At 56.5% G+C, this 17,760-nt stretch carries 13 protein-coding genes; 5 read left to right on the forward strand and 8 right to left on the reverse strand.

Annotation, left to right across the window (positions count from 1 at the left end; translation table 11 throughout):
• Positions 1-120 precede the first annotated feature (120 nt).
• From VO84_RS21645 to VO84_RS21675, 7 genes are all read right to left on the reverse strand, one after another.
• Positions 121-3,864, reverse strand: coding sequence for a TonB-dependent receptor (locus tag VO84_RS21645; RefSeq protein ID WP_058189846.1), 3,744 nt, complete (start codon positions 3,862-3,864; stop codon positions 121-123).
• Positions 3,865-4,191: 327 nt separating this feature from the next.
• On the reverse strand, positions 4,192-6,759 hold the full coding sequence (locus VO84_RS21650) for an ABC transporter permease (RefSeq protein ID WP_058189847.1): 2,568 nt from the start codon (positions 6,757-6,759) through the stop codon (positions 4,192-4,194).
• Between the two features lie 211 nt (positions 6,760-6,970).
• Positions 6,971-8,035, reverse strand: a complete 1,065-nt coding sequence (locus tag VO84_RS21655; RefSeq protein ID WP_058189848.1) for a HEAT repeat domain-containing protein — start codon at positions 8,033-8,035, stop codon at positions 6,971-6,973.
• A gap of 14 nt (positions 8,036-8,049) precedes the next feature.
• Positions 8,050-9,300, reverse strand: coding sequence for a HEAT repeat domain-containing protein (locus VO84_RS21660; protein ID WP_058189849.1), 1,251 nt, complete (start codon positions 9,298-9,300; stop codon positions 8,050-8,052).
• On the reverse strand, positions 9,300-10,073 hold the full coding sequence (locus VO84_RS21665) for a hypothetical protein (RefSeq protein ID WP_058189850.1): 774 nt from the start codon (positions 10,071-10,073) through the stop codon (positions 9,300-9,302). The genes VO84_RS21660 and VO84_RS21665 overlap by 1 nt, the downstream gene beginning before the upstream one ends.
• Entirely contained in the window at positions 10,070-10,642 is a 573-nt protein-coding gene (locus VO84_RS21670) for an RNA polymerase sigma factor (protein WP_058189851.1), read from the reverse strand. Before VO84_RS21670 ends, VO84_RS21665 begins: the two co-directional genes overlap by 4 nt.
• Before the next feature lie 59 nt (positions 10,643-10,701).
• Positions 10,702-11,487: an AraC family transcriptional regulator gene (locus VO84_RS21675; RefSeq protein WP_058189852.1), complete on the reverse strand. Its 786-nt coding sequence runs from the start codon at positions 11,485-11,487 to the stop codon at positions 10,702-10,704.
• 65 nt (positions 11,488-11,552) lie between these two features.
• Here VO84_RS21675 and VO84_RS21680 point away from each other — a divergent pair, with 65 nt between their 5' ends.
• The 5 genes from VO84_RS21680 to VO84_RS21700 all read left to right on the forward strand — a co-directional run bounded on the left by VO84_RS21680 (position 11,553) and on the right by VO84_RS21700 (position 17,034).
• Positions 11,553-11,963: a VOC family protein gene (locus tag VO84_RS21680; protein WP_058189853.1), complete on the forward strand. Its 411-nt coding sequence runs from the start codon at positions 11,553-11,555 to the stop codon at positions 11,961-11,963.
• A 101-nt stretch (positions 11,964-12,064) separates the two neighbouring features.
• Entirely contained in the window at positions 12,065-12,412 is a 348-nt protein-coding gene (locus VO84_RS21685; protein ID WP_058189854.1) for a PadR family transcriptional regulator, read from the forward strand.
• Positions 12,409-15,144, forward strand: coding sequence for an ABC transporter permease (locus VO84_RS21690; protein ID WP_058189855.1), 2,736 nt, complete (start codon positions 12,409-12,411; stop codon positions 15,142-15,144). Before VO84_RS21685 ends, VO84_RS21690 begins: the two co-directional genes overlap by 4 nt.
• A gap of 408 nt (positions 15,145-15,552) precedes the next feature.
• Positions 15,553-16,344 carry a slipin family protein gene (locus VO84_RS21695; protein WP_058189856.1) on the forward strand — a complete coding sequence of 264 codons (792 nt, stop codon included), beginning with the start codon at positions 15,553-15,555 and terminating at the stop codon, positions 16,342-16,344.
• 33 nt (positions 16,345-16,377) lie between these two features.
• Complete coding sequence (locus VO84_RS21700) at positions 16,378-17,034, forward strand: SPOR domain-containing protein (RefSeq protein WP_058189857.1); 657 nt, start codon at positions 16,378-16,380, stop codon at positions 17,032-17,034.
• 4 nt (positions 17,035-17,038) lie between these two features.
• Here VO84_RS21700 and VO84_RS21705 read toward each other — a convergent pair whose 3' ends face one another.
• The gene (locus tag VO84_RS21705) at positions 17,039-17,749 is read right to left on the reverse strand and encodes a lysophospholipid acyltransferase family protein (RefSeq protein ID WP_058189858.1); all 711 of its coding nucleotides are present in this window, start codon (positions 17,747-17,749) and stop codon (positions 17,039-17,041) included.
• Positions 17,750-17,760: the final 11 nt, after the last annotated feature.

Here is a 17,760-nt window from a genome sequence, read left to right on the forward strand (position 1 = left end):
CCACCTCTTCCCTCTGCAATTCACATTTAGGCCTAAAAAGAAGCAACAAATGACCCAGGCCGCGCATGAATGCGCGGCCTGGGTCATTGTTAAGGACGAATCGTTCGAACTACCGCAGAGCTAGAACTCCACCCTCAGCGCTAACTGCAGAACGCGAGCCGCGCTATCGGTCGTAACTGTTCCAAATGGACTAGAACTCTGCGTGATGTCCGTGGTTGGACTGCCGAAAACCGGATGATTCATGACATTGAAGGCATCGGCACGAAACTTCACAGCAATACCTTCGACCACAGGAAATGTCTTGGTAAGTCCTGCATCCAGGGTCGTTGATCTCGGCCCACGTAGGTTATTGCGGCTTCCAATCTGGAACCCGAGTGGCCCTGTGAAGTCGTTGACAGCTGCATTTGAGTTTGTGTAAGCCAGCAGTGGATTTCCACCTCCGCCGTGCATGTGGATATCCAGGTCACGTATATTTCCGGTCAGAATCGCTGGCGCAGCGTTAGCAAATCCCGCAACAAACGCTTCGGAATTGGCGAAGTAGGGGAATCCCGTGTGCCAACCGGGCAGGCCGCTTACGGCCCATCCGCCAACAACTTCATTGACGATCCGCGGCATGGATCCTCCAATTGCTCTTCCGCGTCCAACCGGCAGTTCGTATGTGAAATATCCGTTGATGTAGTGAGTCGCGTCGAAGTCCGAATTTCCTCGGCATTCCCGCGGCCGCACCACATCGCAGATAAATCCATAACCGCCGTAGGCAACCGTGTTCGCATTCACTGAGACGTTGTCGATCGAATGCGACCACGTGTAGTTGATGTCAAAGGTCAAGCCAAAACTGCTGTTCTTGTGCAGCGTAACCAGCAAACCGTTATATCCAGAAAATCCCTTGTTGGTATACATAGTATTTTCGGCAAATTGCGCATCCATGCCGACATTGGGAGGCAGTAAAAACTGTAGCCCGGACACATTTGTTGACGCGAGGGTATAAACCCAATCCGCAAAATCTCCGCGTCCGGGATAAGCGCCGCCCTGATGTGCCGCATATGCAGTGTTGCTGGCAAAGCCTGCTGCCACACCAGCTCCCGGAGCAGCTACATGTTCAAACCACGGTTGAGCCGTCACGTTGTTGGGATCAACACCGGCTCTTATTTGGGTTGTCACATTCGCAACAGCCTGCGACATCGTCTGACCCGACGCAGGATCCGGGAAGTCGATGAGCTGGGACATGTCAGCCTGCGCCATCAATCTGCGGCCAAAACGTCCCACCCAATCTGTCTTCAGTATGAAACCCTTCGGGAACTCATGCTGCATGCCAACAGTCGGCAGGAAAGAAAACGGATTTTTGAAGTGAGGATCGATAGTTTCATTGAATTCGCCATCGATCAATCCGTACGGGAAAGCACTTGAGGTCCCAGGGTTGAGCGTCCACGGGGTATACGGAATGGTGATAGCCGGTGCCGAGGGTGGCGTCGGCGGAGTGCTGAGCCCGCTGAATCGCGAGAGCGTCTGGTAGGAACCATAGGCGTTTCCTTGAGATCCCATTGGATCGTTCACGCTGTTCTTGAACAGGTAATTGTATTGCGTCTGCTGGTACTGGATCGCGCTGATAACCGTGTGATCGTAAATAATACCCGCGCCTCCGCGGAACACCGTGTGTCCATTCCCCGGAGCCCACGCAAACCCCAGGCGCGGCGCAAAGTCATGATATTCCGGTGCGTAATAGCTCTGCTGATGATTCGCTTTTCCACCCAGGATATAGGAAATAAGCGGAACAACTTGAGTTCCCGTCTGTCCGGCCGCGCTCTGCGCCAGTCGCTGTCCGAAATAATAGTTGAACGTGGAATCGGAAGTAGATTGGCTTCCAAACTGGTTAATTGATTGCAGGCCATGTCGCTCGTAAGGAACCGAGTAATACTGCCAGCGCACGCCATAGGAAATCGTCAGCTTCGGCGTAACCTTCCAGGTGTCGCCCGCATAAATTTCAGTCTCATAAAACCGGAAATCCTGCGTGGCGCCGGATCCCTGGGGGTATGCCTGCGCCTGATTGTTGAAGTTGTAGGTGGCAGACGTGCTTGAGTATGGCGCTAGAGCCAGAGCGTAGGCGCTGTCATAAAGGTTGGTCGCATTTGGATCGGGATCCAGGTCAGCCGGACGCATGCTCGGAGAACCAGTAGGCGAAGCGAGGCTGTTCACGTTGCCGCCCAGGCCCATTCCAGCCCCGTTGTAGTTCAGGATGACAAAGTTGTCGGGGCTGATCCGCTTGATCTGCCCGCCAATCGTAAAGTCATGCCGGCCCTTCTGCCAGTCAAAGTCGTCCTTGATCACAAGAATCGGATAGGTCCGGCCCTGCGCATTGCCGCAACCTGCATATGGGCCGCTTATGAGAGATCCACCGGTCGAATTTCCACCCAGGGATCCGAATTGCGTAGCGCCCTCCGGGTTATAAATGCAAGGAAACGAATAGTTTTCGAGGGTTTCTCCCAGCTCAACCTGGTTTGTCTTATTCGATGAAATCACCCAGGTGTTGATACCTGCCCAGTCATAGCTTTCATCCAGAAACGGAAAGGTCTCCGGGTCGCCGGGAAATTGAATCGCCGATTGGGTCCCGTTGGTGCGAGTAAAACGGCCGACACCTTCAAAGTTGAGCCGATCGTTCAATTTATAGTCGACCCGCTGCGCATAGTTGTCTTCCGTGTACGGATAAGGAGCGTTGAATTTATAGCCGGCAAAGTTTACGAGGTCACCGGCATCACCGGAAAAATCATTCGCGTGAGGATAGCGGCTGGAAAAGAGGCTCTCCAACGAGCTGTTGAAGCCGATTCCCAACGGGTCCAGGGCAGCAGCCTGCGTTGAAGAAATCGAATTCATTGCGCCTGTCTGGGCGTTTGTGTAGTAGTTCACGGAGCCATTGCGATAGCTATCCAGAGGCACAGTCCGTGTGGTCAGATTCGAGAGCGTATCCCGGCGTCCTTCATAGTTGAAAAAGAAGAAAACTCTGTCTCTTAAAACAGGTCCGCCAATATAACCGTCAAATTGGTTCCGGAGAAGCGGAGACCTCGGCACTCCCTCATTGTTGCTGAACCAATCATTGGCTGTCATGATCGTATCGCGGTAGTAATCCGAGACTCCGCCATGAAAATGATTCGTGCCGGACTTGGTAATCAGCTGAAACTGGCCGCCGCCGCCTTCACCTGCGCTGGAAAGCTGGCCGGCAACTACGCCTCTAAATTCTTGTAGGGAGTCAACCGGAGCATTGCCCACAAGGGCGCCAAAGCTACCCGTTTCATTGTCATTCACATCCAGGCCATCCAGCGTCACATTCGATTGATCGTTGCGCGCTCCCGTCACCGAGCCATCGGACGTAACTCCGGGCAGCATGTAAAACAGAGACGATGGACTATCCCGGCTTTCAACGGGAAGCTCATTGAGCACTTCGACCTGAACGCTGGTTCCTACCTGCGCATCCGAGGTATTGATTGTTTCACTCTCGCTGGCCGCGGAAACTTCCACTGATACGGTCGCGCCACCCGCTTTCAACTCCGCGTTTTGCGTTCGGGTGTCATCCACGTTCAGGTAAAGGTCTTTGATCACAACCGGACTGAACCCGGCAGCCTCAAAGTGAATTTCATAGCCAGGTCCCGCCGGCACCAGATTGAACGTATACTCGCCGGCGCTCCCCGTCGTCGTTTTCAGCACGACTCCAGTCTGCGGATTCCGGAGGGTAACGGCAACACCCGGAACTACAGCCTTCGACGAATCTGTAGCTACTCCGGTGATGGCTGCTGTTCGCTGAGCGTTAGCAGTGGTAACGATACCAAAAATCAATACGACGAGACTGGCCGCGGCGAAAATTCTACGGAACATTGGGCTCCTCACAAGTCGTTCAAGCTTGAACTATGAGATTGTTTGCAAGTACATGACCAACACATTCGGCCGCATTTTCATAGGAGTGCAAAACGCAGAAAATATTATAGATAGATTCGAATAGTTAGAGTCAGGTTTAAATGTGATTAATATCAACCTATTGAATTGCGGAGAGAACCTCCATTCAAAATTCCAATTCTGCAAGATATGAGGCTGGGCAGAGTGTGCGCCACCGGACACAACAACAACGCGGACTCCCATCAGTCTTTCACTCCGCCAAACGTAAGTCTTAAAGCTCAATCAAAGATCCCGCGTCGTAATCTCCCCTTACGCGTTGCGCAGCGCAACCATCGGCTCCACTCCCGCCGCACGGCGCGCCGGCACCACTGTAGCCACCAGCGCAGCCAGAGCAAGCAGCACCGTTGAAGCTGCCAGCATGGCCGGATCCCACGGCTGCACACCAAATAGTTGATCCTTCATCAGCTTTCCAGCCAGAACTGCCAACGGAATCCCCACCCCCAGGCCGATGCCTACCTGCCAGAACGCGCCGCGCAGCACCATCCTGATCACATTTCCGCGATCCGCTCCAAGAGCCATGCGCAAGCCGATCTCGTTCGTGCGCTGCTCCACCGCGTAAGCCATCACGCCATAAAGCCCAACCGCTGCCAGCGTAAGCCCCAGCGCGCCAAAGAGAGTCGTCAGCGTGGCAATCATATTCTGCTGTTGAAAATCACCGCTGATGACTTCGCTGTATGGAGTCACATCATTCACCACAAGCGTGGGATCAACGCTCGCGATCGCTTTACGTACCTGCTGCTCCATTCCCCGTGGAGCGCCAGGTGCCCAGATGACGATGTTGTATAGAAAATGAGAATGCTTCTCGCCGTCTAAAAAGATTGGATCGTCATACGACGTTACTGTCTGTGTCTCTGACACCCAGAACATGGGCCCGACAGGCTCCTTGAAATCCCATGTCATATAACGTATGTCTCTCACCACACCGACAATCTCATAGGTAGAGGCATACTTGATCCGGTCCAAACCGAAGTGCTTCCCAATCGGGCTCTGATCTTTAAAGAAGTGCTTGGCGAATGACTCGTTGACCACGGCAACATTGAGCGTACTTGCGGTGTCATCTTCAGTGATAGGTCGGCCCAGCACCATCTTCGCGCCAATCGTATCGAAGAATCCCGGCATCACGCGCGCCCAGCCTGCGCTCGTATCTTCCTTGGGGTTGGGTTCCGGCCTGCCCTGAATGCGAATCCCTTCGTTCCAGCTATCGCCGCTCATCGGCGCATAAAGCACGGGCGCAGCCATTCGCACTCCGGGAATCTGCTTCAGGCTGTCATCGATCTTGCGGTACATCAGCTCCATCTGCTCCGGCTTATAGTTGCCCAGAGTAGGATTGATCGATGCAATATAGCGCCCTTGCGTCTCGAAGCCGAAGTCCTGATGCTCCAGGTTTCGCAGGCTCTCCGCAAGCAATGCAGCAGCCGAGAGCAGCACCACCGACATTCCCACCTGCGCAATGACAAGCGATTTCTGAGCCCAGGAGCGGCCTCCGCCCACCGAACGATTCGCACCCCGAAGAGCCTCCACTGGATCTGCATGTGAGGTGATCCAGGCCGGAGCCGTTCCGAAGAGAATTCCCGTCACAATGGAGATGCCCAGCGTAAAGAGCAATACTGGCCAGGATGGCGAAGAACTGACCGGAACATAGTTATGTCCTCCTCCAACCTCGAAGGCCAGATACAAAATCAGCCGCGTTCCCGCATTTGCTACAGCAATTCCCAGCGCGCCGCCAATGATCGCCAGCAACACGCTTTCCACCAGGGCCTTGCGCACCAGCAGAATCCGCGAAGCTCCCATCGCAACACGTATTGATATCTGCGCGCGTTCTTTTAGTCCCCGCGCCAGCATTAGGTTTGCCAGGTTGCCACAGGCCACCAGCAGCACGCATCCGGCGGCAATCAAAAGCAGCTTGAGACTGCTCTCGTATTCATCCCGCATGACCGCCACGCCCGCTCCGCCGGGAATCAGATGCAGCGTCTGCTTCTGCCAGAGCTGCTTTTCGCCCGGCTCCATATCGGACACATGGCTCGCCAGCCAGTCGTGGAACTCCACACGCAGCTTGGCTTCGAGCGCCTGCGGATTCGTGCCTGGTCGAACTCTGCCCAGAATGTCCAGATAATTTCCATTCGCTCGCTTGAGTCGCGAGACATCTCCACCGAGAACCTGCTCGGCTGTGATGGGAATCCAGAAGTCCGGCATGCCCCAGCCTGCCAGCTTTGCTCCATAAAATCCCGGCGGCGTCACGCCGATGACGGTAAACGGATGTCCGTTGAACTGGAAACTTCCCCCAACTACAGAAGGATCGGAAGCAAACTTCGTTTGCCAGGTTCTGTAGCTCATCACTGCAACCGGGAGCGCGCCAAACTGATCGTCAGCGTCGGTCATCAACCGGCCTGCCCACGGCTGTATGCCCAGTGTGCGGAAGAAATTTCCTGAGATCTCCTGCCCGTTATATGTATCTGCCTGCGCCTGCGACCCCGCACGTCTCACACCAAGCGGAGAATTACCCGCCTGCAGCGCTGCCAGGTCTGCGAACTCCGGCGTATGCTCGCGGAAATGTTTATATGCCTCCCACGAGAAAAGCGAAAAGTTGCCGTCGTCGCCCTGCGTATACCCGCCCCAGTTGCAGCAGCGAATCTTGTCGCCGATACGCCAGAGCTCATCCGGCTTAGTCACTGGCAATGACTTGAGCATCACCTGATGCACCAGCGTGAAAATAGCCGTCGTCGCGCCAATGCCTAGCGCCAAGGTGATCACGACCGTTGCAGTAAACCCAGGTGCCTTCCGCAGTTGTCGCATCGCATCGCGCAGGTCAGCCAGCATTCGCTTTCTCCTCAAACAACTTTCAAAGCAGACTTCGGGAACTACGAAAGCAAGGCAATTGCCGTTCCCTGAATCTATTTCGCGGTCAAAAGACAGGGTTTATTGAGGCACGCTGCCATCCCTCTGTCCGAAATCAACTTTGCATGTACGAAATCGGACAGAGACAGAACATGAGGTGACAGAAGATAACTAACCTGGAAGAGGCTCGGTCTTAGTGCTCAAGAATCTTTTCAAAGTACGCCAGCGCTCGCGGATCATGCGTCTGCCCAAGCCAGAAGATTGCTTCCTTGCGAACCGCAGGATTGGAATTGGTCTGCGCCACCTGCAGCAGCTCCGGTACTGCCTGATCCTTCGGCAGCTGGCTCAGCGCAAACACAGCCTTCTTCTTCACTGCAACCTCAGGATCGTTCGCTACTGCATCTTTTAAAGTGCCGATGGCCTTCGCCCCCGCCTTTTGTCCTACCCAGAAAATCGCCTCTTCACGAACGCGTGTATCGGAATCAGACTTCGCCATCCGGATCATGTCGTCAATCGCTGCAGGATCGTGATTTACCGATAAATCGAAGGCCAGCTTGTTGCGGAACTCCGGATCGCCATCGCTCGTCAGCTTCTCCAGGGCCAGCAGTCCATCGTGTCCACGCTCCGCGCCCAGCCAGAACGCCGCTTTCTCCCGCAGCCACATCGGATTCGACGAAGACGCGAATCCAGCAAGCACCGTCGTCGCCTTACCGGACTCATGCATGGCAATCGTCGCCAACGCCTGATCCGTGAGCCTCTTGTTATTCTCCCCAGTCACCAGGCTCGCAAGCCACGCAACGCTCTCCTCCGCGCCAATCCCCGTCAGCCATGTGAACGACAAGCCTCCGGCATCCAGCCCGCAACCAGTGCCGACAAAACGAAACCTGTCGATCGCACCATGATCAATCCGTATCAAAACGTCAATCTTCGTCACCGGCGCATTTTCCGCGCTGGAAGACCGGTACACGTTCTCGGAACCTTCTAGTTGATAAACACCGCAGCATCCATCGTCCATCCCCGATCGCGTGTCGCCTGAACATGAAGAGAAATGAGATCCCGTGAGAGCTGCCACTTCATAGCCAAGCCAGAGCGGTCCATTTTCATGCTGAAATCGCCCTACCGTCGCGGACAATGCTCCGCCGGCCTGCTCCGTGTGAAACTGCGCGTTCACTACCTTCGGTGCCTGCTGCGCTGCCGCCATTACGGACACGCCGAGCACGGTCGCCAAAAACCAGTTCTGTCTCAAATTCTGTCTCATGGGACTCCTCTCTACTACTTGTTGAGAATCTCCAGCATGTAATCCGTAGCTTCCTGGCTATGGATCAAGCTCAACTGCTGCACCAGGTACTGCTTCATGTTCATGTCTTTTTCCGCGCGTGCCAGCGCCACCAGATCGTGTGCATCATTGGCCAGAAACAACGCCTGCGCGGCAGCTTTTTTCGTTTCCGCATCGGAGTTCTTCTGGTAGATAGCCACCAGCGCCGGAGCCACAGACATCCCGCCGGAGATCCCAAGATTGCGGATTGCCTTACGCCGCAACTCCGCATCCTGTTCCGACTGCGAAATCTCAGACAGCGCTGCCACGCCATCGTGACCGCTCGCAATCAGCGCATTAATAATGTCCGCCTTGGTTTCTGCATTGCTCGTCGCTCGATACAGCCCCTGCAGATCCTGTACAGCGCCCATCGCTCCCAGCGTACGAACTGCCGTCTTCGCCAGGTCAGGGTTCGTCTCCTGGCGCGCCGCCTCCAGCACCTTCGACGGATCTCCTGTGATGAGATACGCCTGCAGAATCGCCTTCTTCACCCGCGCATCGCTCGTCTGCTTGTAGAGATTCGCCAACATTTCATTTGCGCGCTTTCCCTGCGCAGCCGCAATCGTCTGAATCGCATGGATCTGCAGCTCTGGTCCCGATTGGCCTTGAGCCACCTTGCTGATCACCGCCTCGGCCTGCGGCGAGTGGCTCTCCGCCAGCACAAACAGCGCGCGTTTCTTCAGCTCTTCCGATTGATTGCCCGCCAGAATCTTCTCAAGTATCGGCACTGCCTGCGCCGGGTCCTGCTCCATCAGCGCATTCACCGCCAGCAATTTGAGATTCTGGTCCGGCTCCCCCTGCGGTGACACCGGCTCGCCGCTCTTGCCGCGAATCTCAATCTCCAGTGCGCCGCACTCCTCAATCCACCGGCTCTTCGGATACAGCTTGCGCAGTTCTCCGCACGTGCTCAGCGCATTCGCCGATTGCCCTTCCTTGTTCTCCGCATACGCCTTCCAGTAGAGCGCACCTTCCGCATGCTCGCCATGCATCTTCACCACGCGATCAAACAAGCCCACCGCATCCTGCCAACGGCTCTCGTTCACCGCGCGCGTCCCATCGGCATACAGACTCGCTTCGTCTGCACTCCCCGCACCCGCAGTCACCCAGCTCAATACAGGCGAATACCCCGGCTCAGCCGCGAGCAGATGCCACGGCGCAACCGTAAACGCTGCTGCGAAAAAAATAACTACTGCCCTTTTTGCTTTCATTAGATCGATGCTCCTCTTCCCGAATTCGTCTTGTTGCCCTGATCCGTCGTCCGTGTTTTCAGCACACGAATCTCGAACAAAATTCCCTGCGTATTCATCTCGCTGCGCACCCGTTGCAGATCTTCGGCCGTTAAATTCGGATCGTTCGCAATCTCTGCCAGCACGCCTTCCAGCCGGTCCAACGCACCCGCCAGCGCAGGGTCTTTCGCATGTTTCGCCGTCGTGCGATACAGCCGATTCGACACCAGCAACTCTCGCGCCTCCGACTGCAGCTGTGCATTCTCCACGTGATCCTGCGAATCCGCATGCTCCAGCGCCACCAGCAACCGCTCCGTCCTGTCCAGGTGGTCCGTCAACACCACAACCACTGTCGGCTGCGTTGTCTGCGGATTCTTATTACCCGCAGAGTTCTCCGTCTTCGCCGTAATCCGCTCCCAATAACGCCCGCCTGCAAAAGCAACGGCCAGCAGCATCGCACAGCCCAGCGCCAGCGTCGCAGCCTTCCACCCAGTCCATCCAGACAAGCTCCATCCAAACCATCCACGCGCCTTCTTCTCGTAAGGAATCAGCCGCGGCTCAAGCGCCTGCCACACTCGCTCGCCATACTGCGCGTCTTTCGCAGGAACCACTACCGGACTCATCGCGTCCAGGCTCTGCGTCAGCTCCGCATACTGAGCCGCACACTCCCGGCAAGCCTTCACATGCGCCGACGCATCACCTTCACCCTCGCCGTAATACAACTCAACCATCGCTTCTTCGCTCAAGTGCTTCATGCCATCCCCCGCAGCGGCGCAAGCTCTCGCCGCAACTTCTGCACTGCGCGAAACACCGCATTCTTCGCCGCATTCGGCGCAATCCCCAACACTTCTGCAATCTCGCTCACCGATCGATCCTCATGATGCCGCAGCACAAACGCGGTCTTCTCCGTCGGCGTCAGCCGCTGCATCGCTCTCTCCTGCACTGCGCTGATCTCGCGGCTCAGTAGCGCCCGCTCCGGGTCTGCGTCCTGCGTCTCCACCTGTACCGTCTTCTCTTCCGGATCGCTCTCGTCGCCCGCTCGATACTCAGCCTCAATACCCGGCCGCTTGATCCGATCCAGCGCGCAATTCACAGCAATCCGGTACACCCACGTCCCGAAACTCGCACGCTGCTGAAAGCTCTCCAGCCGCTGATACCCGCGCAAAAACGCCTCTTGCACAATCTCCTCCGCATCGGCTTCATTGCCCATCATGCGGAACGCCACTCGAAACACACTTCCACTGTGAGCGTGCACCAGCGCACCGTACGCTTCCTTGTCTCCGGCCAGCACCGCCCGGACAATCGAGTGATCGTTCTCTTGCATTCAGCGCCTTAGACAGAGAATCCGTTTCGCGGTTAGGAGATTATTTTCCTCCCACTCCGTCAAGCCTTCGAGACCCGTTCCACCCAGGCTTTCGGAGTAAACCCAAACATCCTGCGAAATGCCGCAACAAACGCGCTCGGCTGGTTGTAGCCCACTGAAAAAGCAACCTGCTTCACAGAGTCACCCGCCAGCAGAAGCTCCACAGCTCTGGTCAATCGCGCCTGCCGCCGCCATGAATCCACATCCACACCAACATCCTTGCTGAAAAGCCTCTGTAGCGTTCTGGCACTCACGCCAACTTCGCCGCACAGCGTCTCAAGCGAAGGCGACTGAGGCAGACTATCCAAAATCCGCATCGCCACAGCCAGCGCACGCGACTCCCGAGGCAGTCTTGTCTCAGTAGGAATCGGAGTCGCCCGCCCTATGTGCAGAACCGTCAGATCGCGCAACGCGCAATGCTCATGCATCCGCAAACGCAGTTTGCCAATCCGCACTGTCTCCACAACCAGCTCTCTCAAGAGAGGAGACACGGACAATACAGCGCAACTCGAGTCCGCTCGTTGAACCAGACCAGGGCGGAGGTAGAGCGTCCGCATGGAAACCACAGCAGGCATGCGAATGCGATGGCGCACGCGAGCAGGAACCCAAAGAGCAAAGCTCGGCGGAATCAGCCACAGGCTCTGGTCAGAATGGACTTCCATCACGCCACGCGTCGCGTAAATAAACTGATCGGAGCCATGCGCATGTTCCGGAATCAGAAAACCCGAGGGATACTCATAAGCCAGCGTGGCAATCGAAACACCGCGCCCAGGATCAAAATCTCGAATAATGTGCCCCTGTCGCATAAACGACATCTTATGTCGTAATAACTAGCTTGCGCCACAACCCGTGATCGGTGGAATATCGATTCATGACCAAAACGATGGCGTTAGCTAAATACAAAATCATCGCGTTTGCCACAATCGTCGACGTCGAGCGGGCAAAGCACTTCTATCGCGATACGCTGGGATTGACGCTTGTCAGCGAAGAGCCACCGTTTGCGCTGGTCTTCGACGCAAACGGCATCATGATCCGCCTAGGAATGGCGAAAGAACTGCCCAAGGCGCACGGAACGGTCCTCGGCTGGCAGGTTTCTGAGATTGAAGTCGCAGCGCGTGACCTCATTGCCTGCGGCATACAGTTCGAGCGATTTGAAGGCCTCAAACAGGACGAGCAAGGAATCTGGACCTCGCCAACCGGCGCAAGGGTCGCATGGTTTCGAGACCCGGACGGAAATATCCTAAGCATCTCCGAACATCCGGAAACTGAAACCACTCCATAAAGCTCTTCTGAGCTTGCATTCAAAACAATTCAGAATCTCCTGTTGCTTTCCAAAAGGAAACATGGCATTATTCCTGTTGGAAACCTAGAGGTCGATTCGCAATGAAGGAAAAGCCCGATGTTCTGCAAGGAACACTCGCACTAATGGTCCTCAAAACATTGGACCTCCTTGGGCCGCAGCACGGCTACGGTATCGCCCGGCGCATCGAGCAGATCAGCGGAGATATTCTGGCCGTGAATCAGGGCACGCTGTACCCCTTGCTGCTCAAGCTCGAGCATGAAGGCTCCATCGCTTCCGAATGGGGCGCATCGGACAACAATCGCCGCGCGCGCTTCTATAGCCTTACCGGAGCCGGCCGCAAGCAGCTGAAGGCTGAAACCCGCGATTGGGAACAAACCGCGGCAATCATCGCACGCTTCTTCAATGTCAAAGCGGAGGATCTCTCATGAAATTCCTGCGACGCTTCTTCATACGCCTGTCGAATCTCGCTGCAGGGCAGAGTGCCGACCAACGCCTGCAGGAAGAAATCGCCGAACATCTCGCGTTCCAGACTGAGGAGAATCTGCGCGCCGGAATGTCGCCGGCCGAGGCGCGGCGGCAAGCTGCGCTCAAGCTTGGCTCGTCCCAGGCGATACGAGAACACCATCACGCCGAGCAAAGTCTTCCCTTCATCGAGAATCTGTTCTTTGACCTGAGGTACGCAGTTCGCATGCTACTGAGATCTCCTGGATTCGCTTTGATTGCGATCTCCACAATCGCACTGGGCATCGGAGCCACTACCGCGATCTACAGCGTGATTGACGCCACGCTGATGCACCCTTTGCCATATCCAAACCCTGCCGAGCTGGTGCGCATTCAGAACGATCTTCCCGGCGTTGGCGCGCAGGACGTCGGCATCTCCGTGCCTGAGTGGAGAGATCTTGAGAGTTCCGGAATATTCCAGTCCGTCTCCGTTTCCGGTGCTGGCGCGGACGTGAACCTCACCGGCAGTGCACAGCCCGAGCGTCTCAGTTACAAGCATGTTACGCCGAATTACTTCGCGGTCTTCGGTATAGAAGCGCAGTTAGGTCGCACATTCGATCCACACGATGCCACTCCCGGATTCAACCTGGAGGCCGTAATCAGCGACGGGCTCTGGAAAAGAGAATTCGGAGCCGATTCGCACATTATCGGCAAAGCTCTGCTCCTGGACAACGACGAGTATCACGTTGTGGGTGTCATGCCGCCTGGTTTTCGCGATCTGGGCTCAACCAGCGAGGAGAGGAATACCGAAGTGTGGCTGGGAGCCGGCATGGCCGGCCTGCCGTTTCCGCCTCCGCTGCGCGGTACACGTCTGCAGAGTCGAACGGTTGCGCGCCTGAAGCCCGGTCTTTCGATTGTCGCCGCGCAGAGTCACCTCGATGCACTGGTTCGATCGCTGAAAAAGCAATATCCGGCGGAGTATCCGGCACAAGCCGCATGGGCTGTGCGCCTGACTTCGCTCAGTGAAAGCGTGGTCGGCAGTGTTCGCCAATCTCTCATTTTGCTTTTCGGCGCAGTAGGATTGGTCCTGCTCATCAGTTGCGTCAACGTCGCCAATCTTTTGCTTGCCAGGGCCAGTTTGCGAGGCCGTGAGATCGCGGTCCGCCAGGCTCTGGGGGCGCAAAGAACGCGGCTCATCCGCCAGTTCCTCGTCGAGAGCCTGCTGCTCTTCCTGCTTGGCGGTATCGCCGGTTTCGCGATCCTCTTCTGCACGCAGCATTTCCTGCTGCTGCTTGTTCCAGAGAGCCTTCCGCACATGAACGAGATATCGATCAACTGGGGCGTGCTTGCGTTCGCTCTCGCCGTCTCTGTCGCAGCCGGAACCGTATTTGGGCTTGCTCCCGCATGGCTCATAAGCCGCTTTGATTTGATCAGTACGCTTCGGCAGGAAGGACGCGGCTCCAGCGGCTCGCGGGAACGTTCGCGCGCCCGCCAGATACTGGTCGTCAGCGAATTGGCGCTCTCCCTGGTGCTCATGGTCGCCGCGGGCCTTCTGCTGCGCAGTTTTTGGGATTTGTTCCAGGTGCAGCCGGGCTTTAATCCTGACCGCGTTACTGCCATTCAGACCTGGCTGCCGGGGCCGAACGATCCCGCTACGGATATCTACCGAACCGCGACGCAGGAATCGATCTTGCTGCACGAGATTCTTCGCCGCAGCCGGACCCTGCCGGGCGTAGAGGAAGCGGCCATAGGGGATGTGGCCGCGTTTCCCCTGGGACACAGCCATCCTCGCCCTTTGCCATTGATCCGTGAAGGCATCGAAACAATGGACAATCAGGCTCCTGTGATCGATGGTCTCATCGTTTCGCCCGAATACTTCCACGTGTTGGGCATGCCGCTGTTGCGCGGACGCCTTTTCAGCGACCAGGACATTGAGGATACGCCCCAGGTTGCGGTCATCAATCAGGCCGCGGCACGCATGTACTGGCCAGGCAAAGATGGGAAGGGCGAGGACCCTGTGGGCAAACGCGTCCGTTTGCACTTGGATGCGCGCGAGCCATTGAACTCTGCCAGGTCAGCCTGGACTACGATCGTCGGCGTAATTGCGGATGCCCGCACGGAATCGTTGGCGGACGCGGCAATTCCGCAGATCTACCGCAGCGTCTACCAGCACCCCGCCAAAGACCTGGACGTTTTTCTTCGCGGACAACTCGAGCCAGGCGCCATCCTCGCGCAGGAGCGAAGTCAGATCCAGTCCATTGATGCCCAACTTCCCGTCTTCCATGCGGAGACCCTGGATAACGTGCTCTCCGAATCGCTTTCCGTGAAGCGATTCTCGATGGAAATGGTGGCATTTTTTGCGGCCACCGCGTTGCTTCTCGCCGGGCTTGGAATCTACGGGACTATTTCCTATGTTGTGAATGAACAAAGGCGTGAGATAGCCATTCGCCTCGCATTGGGAGCTCAAAAAGGCGCTATCCTCACGATGATTCTGCGCCGGGGACTCGGTCTGGTCGCCGCTGGCGCGGGGCTGGGTGTGGTCGGCGCGCTCATCGTCTCTCACCTCATGGCTGGACTGCTCTTCGGTGTGTCGCCTAACGACCTGACAACCTTCGCCGGCGTCACCTTGGTACTGACCACTGTCGCGCTCGCCGCCAGCTATATCCCGGCTCTCCGCGCCATGCGCCTCGATCCAATCACGACACTCCACTCCGAATGAGTTCCTGGCGCGCGGAGCCTATGCAAAACTTTCTTAAAATAGTTTGCATAAAATAACGGCCCCTTGTGCCAGACTCATAATTAGCAGAGAAACAGCCACGGCCTGAACCGATCTGGTTCAGGCCGTGGCTGTTTTGGGGAGGGGACGGGACCCCTCCCCCACCCCCTCTGCACCAGAATGTGTGCAAATATGCCTCCGGGCCTTTAAGAACAGAAGAGCGCAACTGCACAGTTCTGCAATGAAGATCGCATAAAGATTCGTGCAGAAGCTGTGGAAGTGCCATCAAATAACACAAAATAAAATACTTATAAACCAACCCCGCACAGGATGCCTCACAAAAGCGTCCGAAATCGAACAGTTCGCTTCAGCCCGGCCATATACAATCCGTCCTGAAGCGAGGAAGCCCTTATGTCTCTTGCAGTTCTGCCACTTCCGATTCTCGTCATCATCATCATCATTGCCCTTTACCTCTTCAATTCCATCAAGATCCTCCGCGACTACGAGCGCGCCGTCATCTTCCGCCTCGGCCGCGCTCTTCCCGTGCCCAAAGGCCCCGGTGTCACCCTCGTCTTCCGCCCCTTTGACCAGATGGTCCGCATCTCTCTCCGCCAGGAGGTCCTGGAAGTTCCACCGCAGGACGTCATCACCCGCGACAACGTCACCATCAAGGTCAACGCCGTCGTCACGCTCTACGTCCTCGATCCCAATCTCGCCGCCATCAAGGTAGCCAACTACGTCTACCAGACTTCGCAATTCGCCCAGACCACGCTTCGCTCCGTCCTCGGCGAAGTCGAGTTGGATGAGCTACTTAGCCACCGCGACAAACTCAACCTCAAAATCCAGACCATCATTGACCAGCGCACAGAACCCTTCGGCGTCAAAGTCACTTCAGTCGAAGTCAAACAGGTGGACCTGCCCGAGCAAATGCTCCGCGCCATGGCCAAGCAGGCCGAAGCCGAGCGTGAAAAGCGCTCCAAAATCATTCACGCTGAAGGCGAATTCAACGCCGCGCAAAAGCTCGTCGATGCCGCCGCGCTTCTCGCTACACAGCCCATGACCCTGCAGCTCCGCTATCTGCAGACGCTCTCTGAAATCGGCGTCGAAAAGAACACCACCATCGTCTTCCCTCTGCCCTTGGAGCTCCTCAGCCTGCTCAACAAGGTGGGCGAAGCCGCTGCAAAGCCTGCGGAGAGGTTGTAGACAAAATCCGCGACTTCGCATCCAACACAATGTATGCAGTGGGACAAGGAAAACGAGTTTAAGGTTGAGACCCAGGGAGACGACAAGGAAGTCACCTTGGGTCCCACAGTGCTGACAGCAATAGGGCTGGGTCTGCTGGTGCTATGCTGCATCTGTTTTCTCGCAGGGTATGCAATGGGTCACCGCGCGGAGGCGTTGAAATCTTCCAGCACAACAGCTTCATCTTCCGGACACTCCATAGCCGAGCTACTCGCCCGAAACCAGGCAATGCATCCCGCATCAGGTTCGACCACACGGGCCGCCCGTACAGAACCGGATGAAATAGCCGGTTCTCTCTCTCCCGCTGCCGCCGCGCAGGAGCCTGCTCATCCGCGCGCAGACACAGCTCCCGATTCGGAGGCTCCTTCACAAAAGCCCCCAAATTTGCAGCCCGCGGTTCACACGGCCCTGCCGCAATACACCTCACAGGCCGGCTCATGGGTTGTGCAGGTGGCTGCCGTCGAGAATTCTGCTGATGCCGATGTACTTGTAAGCGCACTGCACCAGCACGGCTACTCTGTCTCAGCGCGTCGCGGTGCGGGCGACAACCTGATTCACGTGCAGGTTGGCCCGTATGCAAGCCGGAGCGACGCTGATTCCATGCGCCAGAAGCTGCTGAACGATGGCTACAACGCCAATATTGAGCCCTGATTGATCATCCGCGCATCCACTCCGGCAGCCCGGAGGCTATCGACACACGCACCGCCGCCATCAATTCTTCGCGTGTTGCAAAATCAGCTGGATGGATCGGCTCGTGGAAGATGATGTGCACCGTTCCTGGATATACCTTCAGGCTCCCCTTTCGCATCATCGTCTCTGTTCCATAAATCGAAACAGGAACACACGGCGCGCCGGATTCCATAGCGAGATAAAACGGCCCTTTTTTGAACGGCAGCATTCGTCCATCGCGCGAGCGCGTTCCTTCCACAAATGTGGTGATGTGGAGGCCACTCTCCATTACGCGCCGCGCTTCGGCCACGCTCTCCTTTGCATTCTCCACGTTGCCATCGCGGTCTACGGGAACAAATTGGCCCAGCCGGAAGCCGTAGCCCAACACTGGAATCCTCATCAGTGATCGCTTGAGAAATGCCGAAGTCCGTCCGGGAAGATTTGGAATCAGCACGGGAGGATCTAGATTTGAAACGTGATTCGACATGAAGATGCAGGCTGTGCCCCGAGGAACCCGCTCCTGGCCTTCGACCACGACCTGGATTTGGGCCATCCGCAATCCGGTCCGTACAATCCATAGCGCAACGTTATAGAGCGCATCCGCCCTTCCCGTGATCAGGGTCCACGGAAATAGCACCAATGCAGCGGGTGCGCCCATACCCGCTATCGTAATGAGAAGAATCAGGGATGTAATCATGCGTACTTCTC

It is taken from the genome of Occallatibacter gabretensis, assembly GCF_001449115.1.
Classification (GTDB): domain Bacteria; phylum Acidobacteriota; class Terriglobia; order Terriglobales; family Acidobacteriaceae; genus Telmatobacter; species Telmatobacter gabretensis.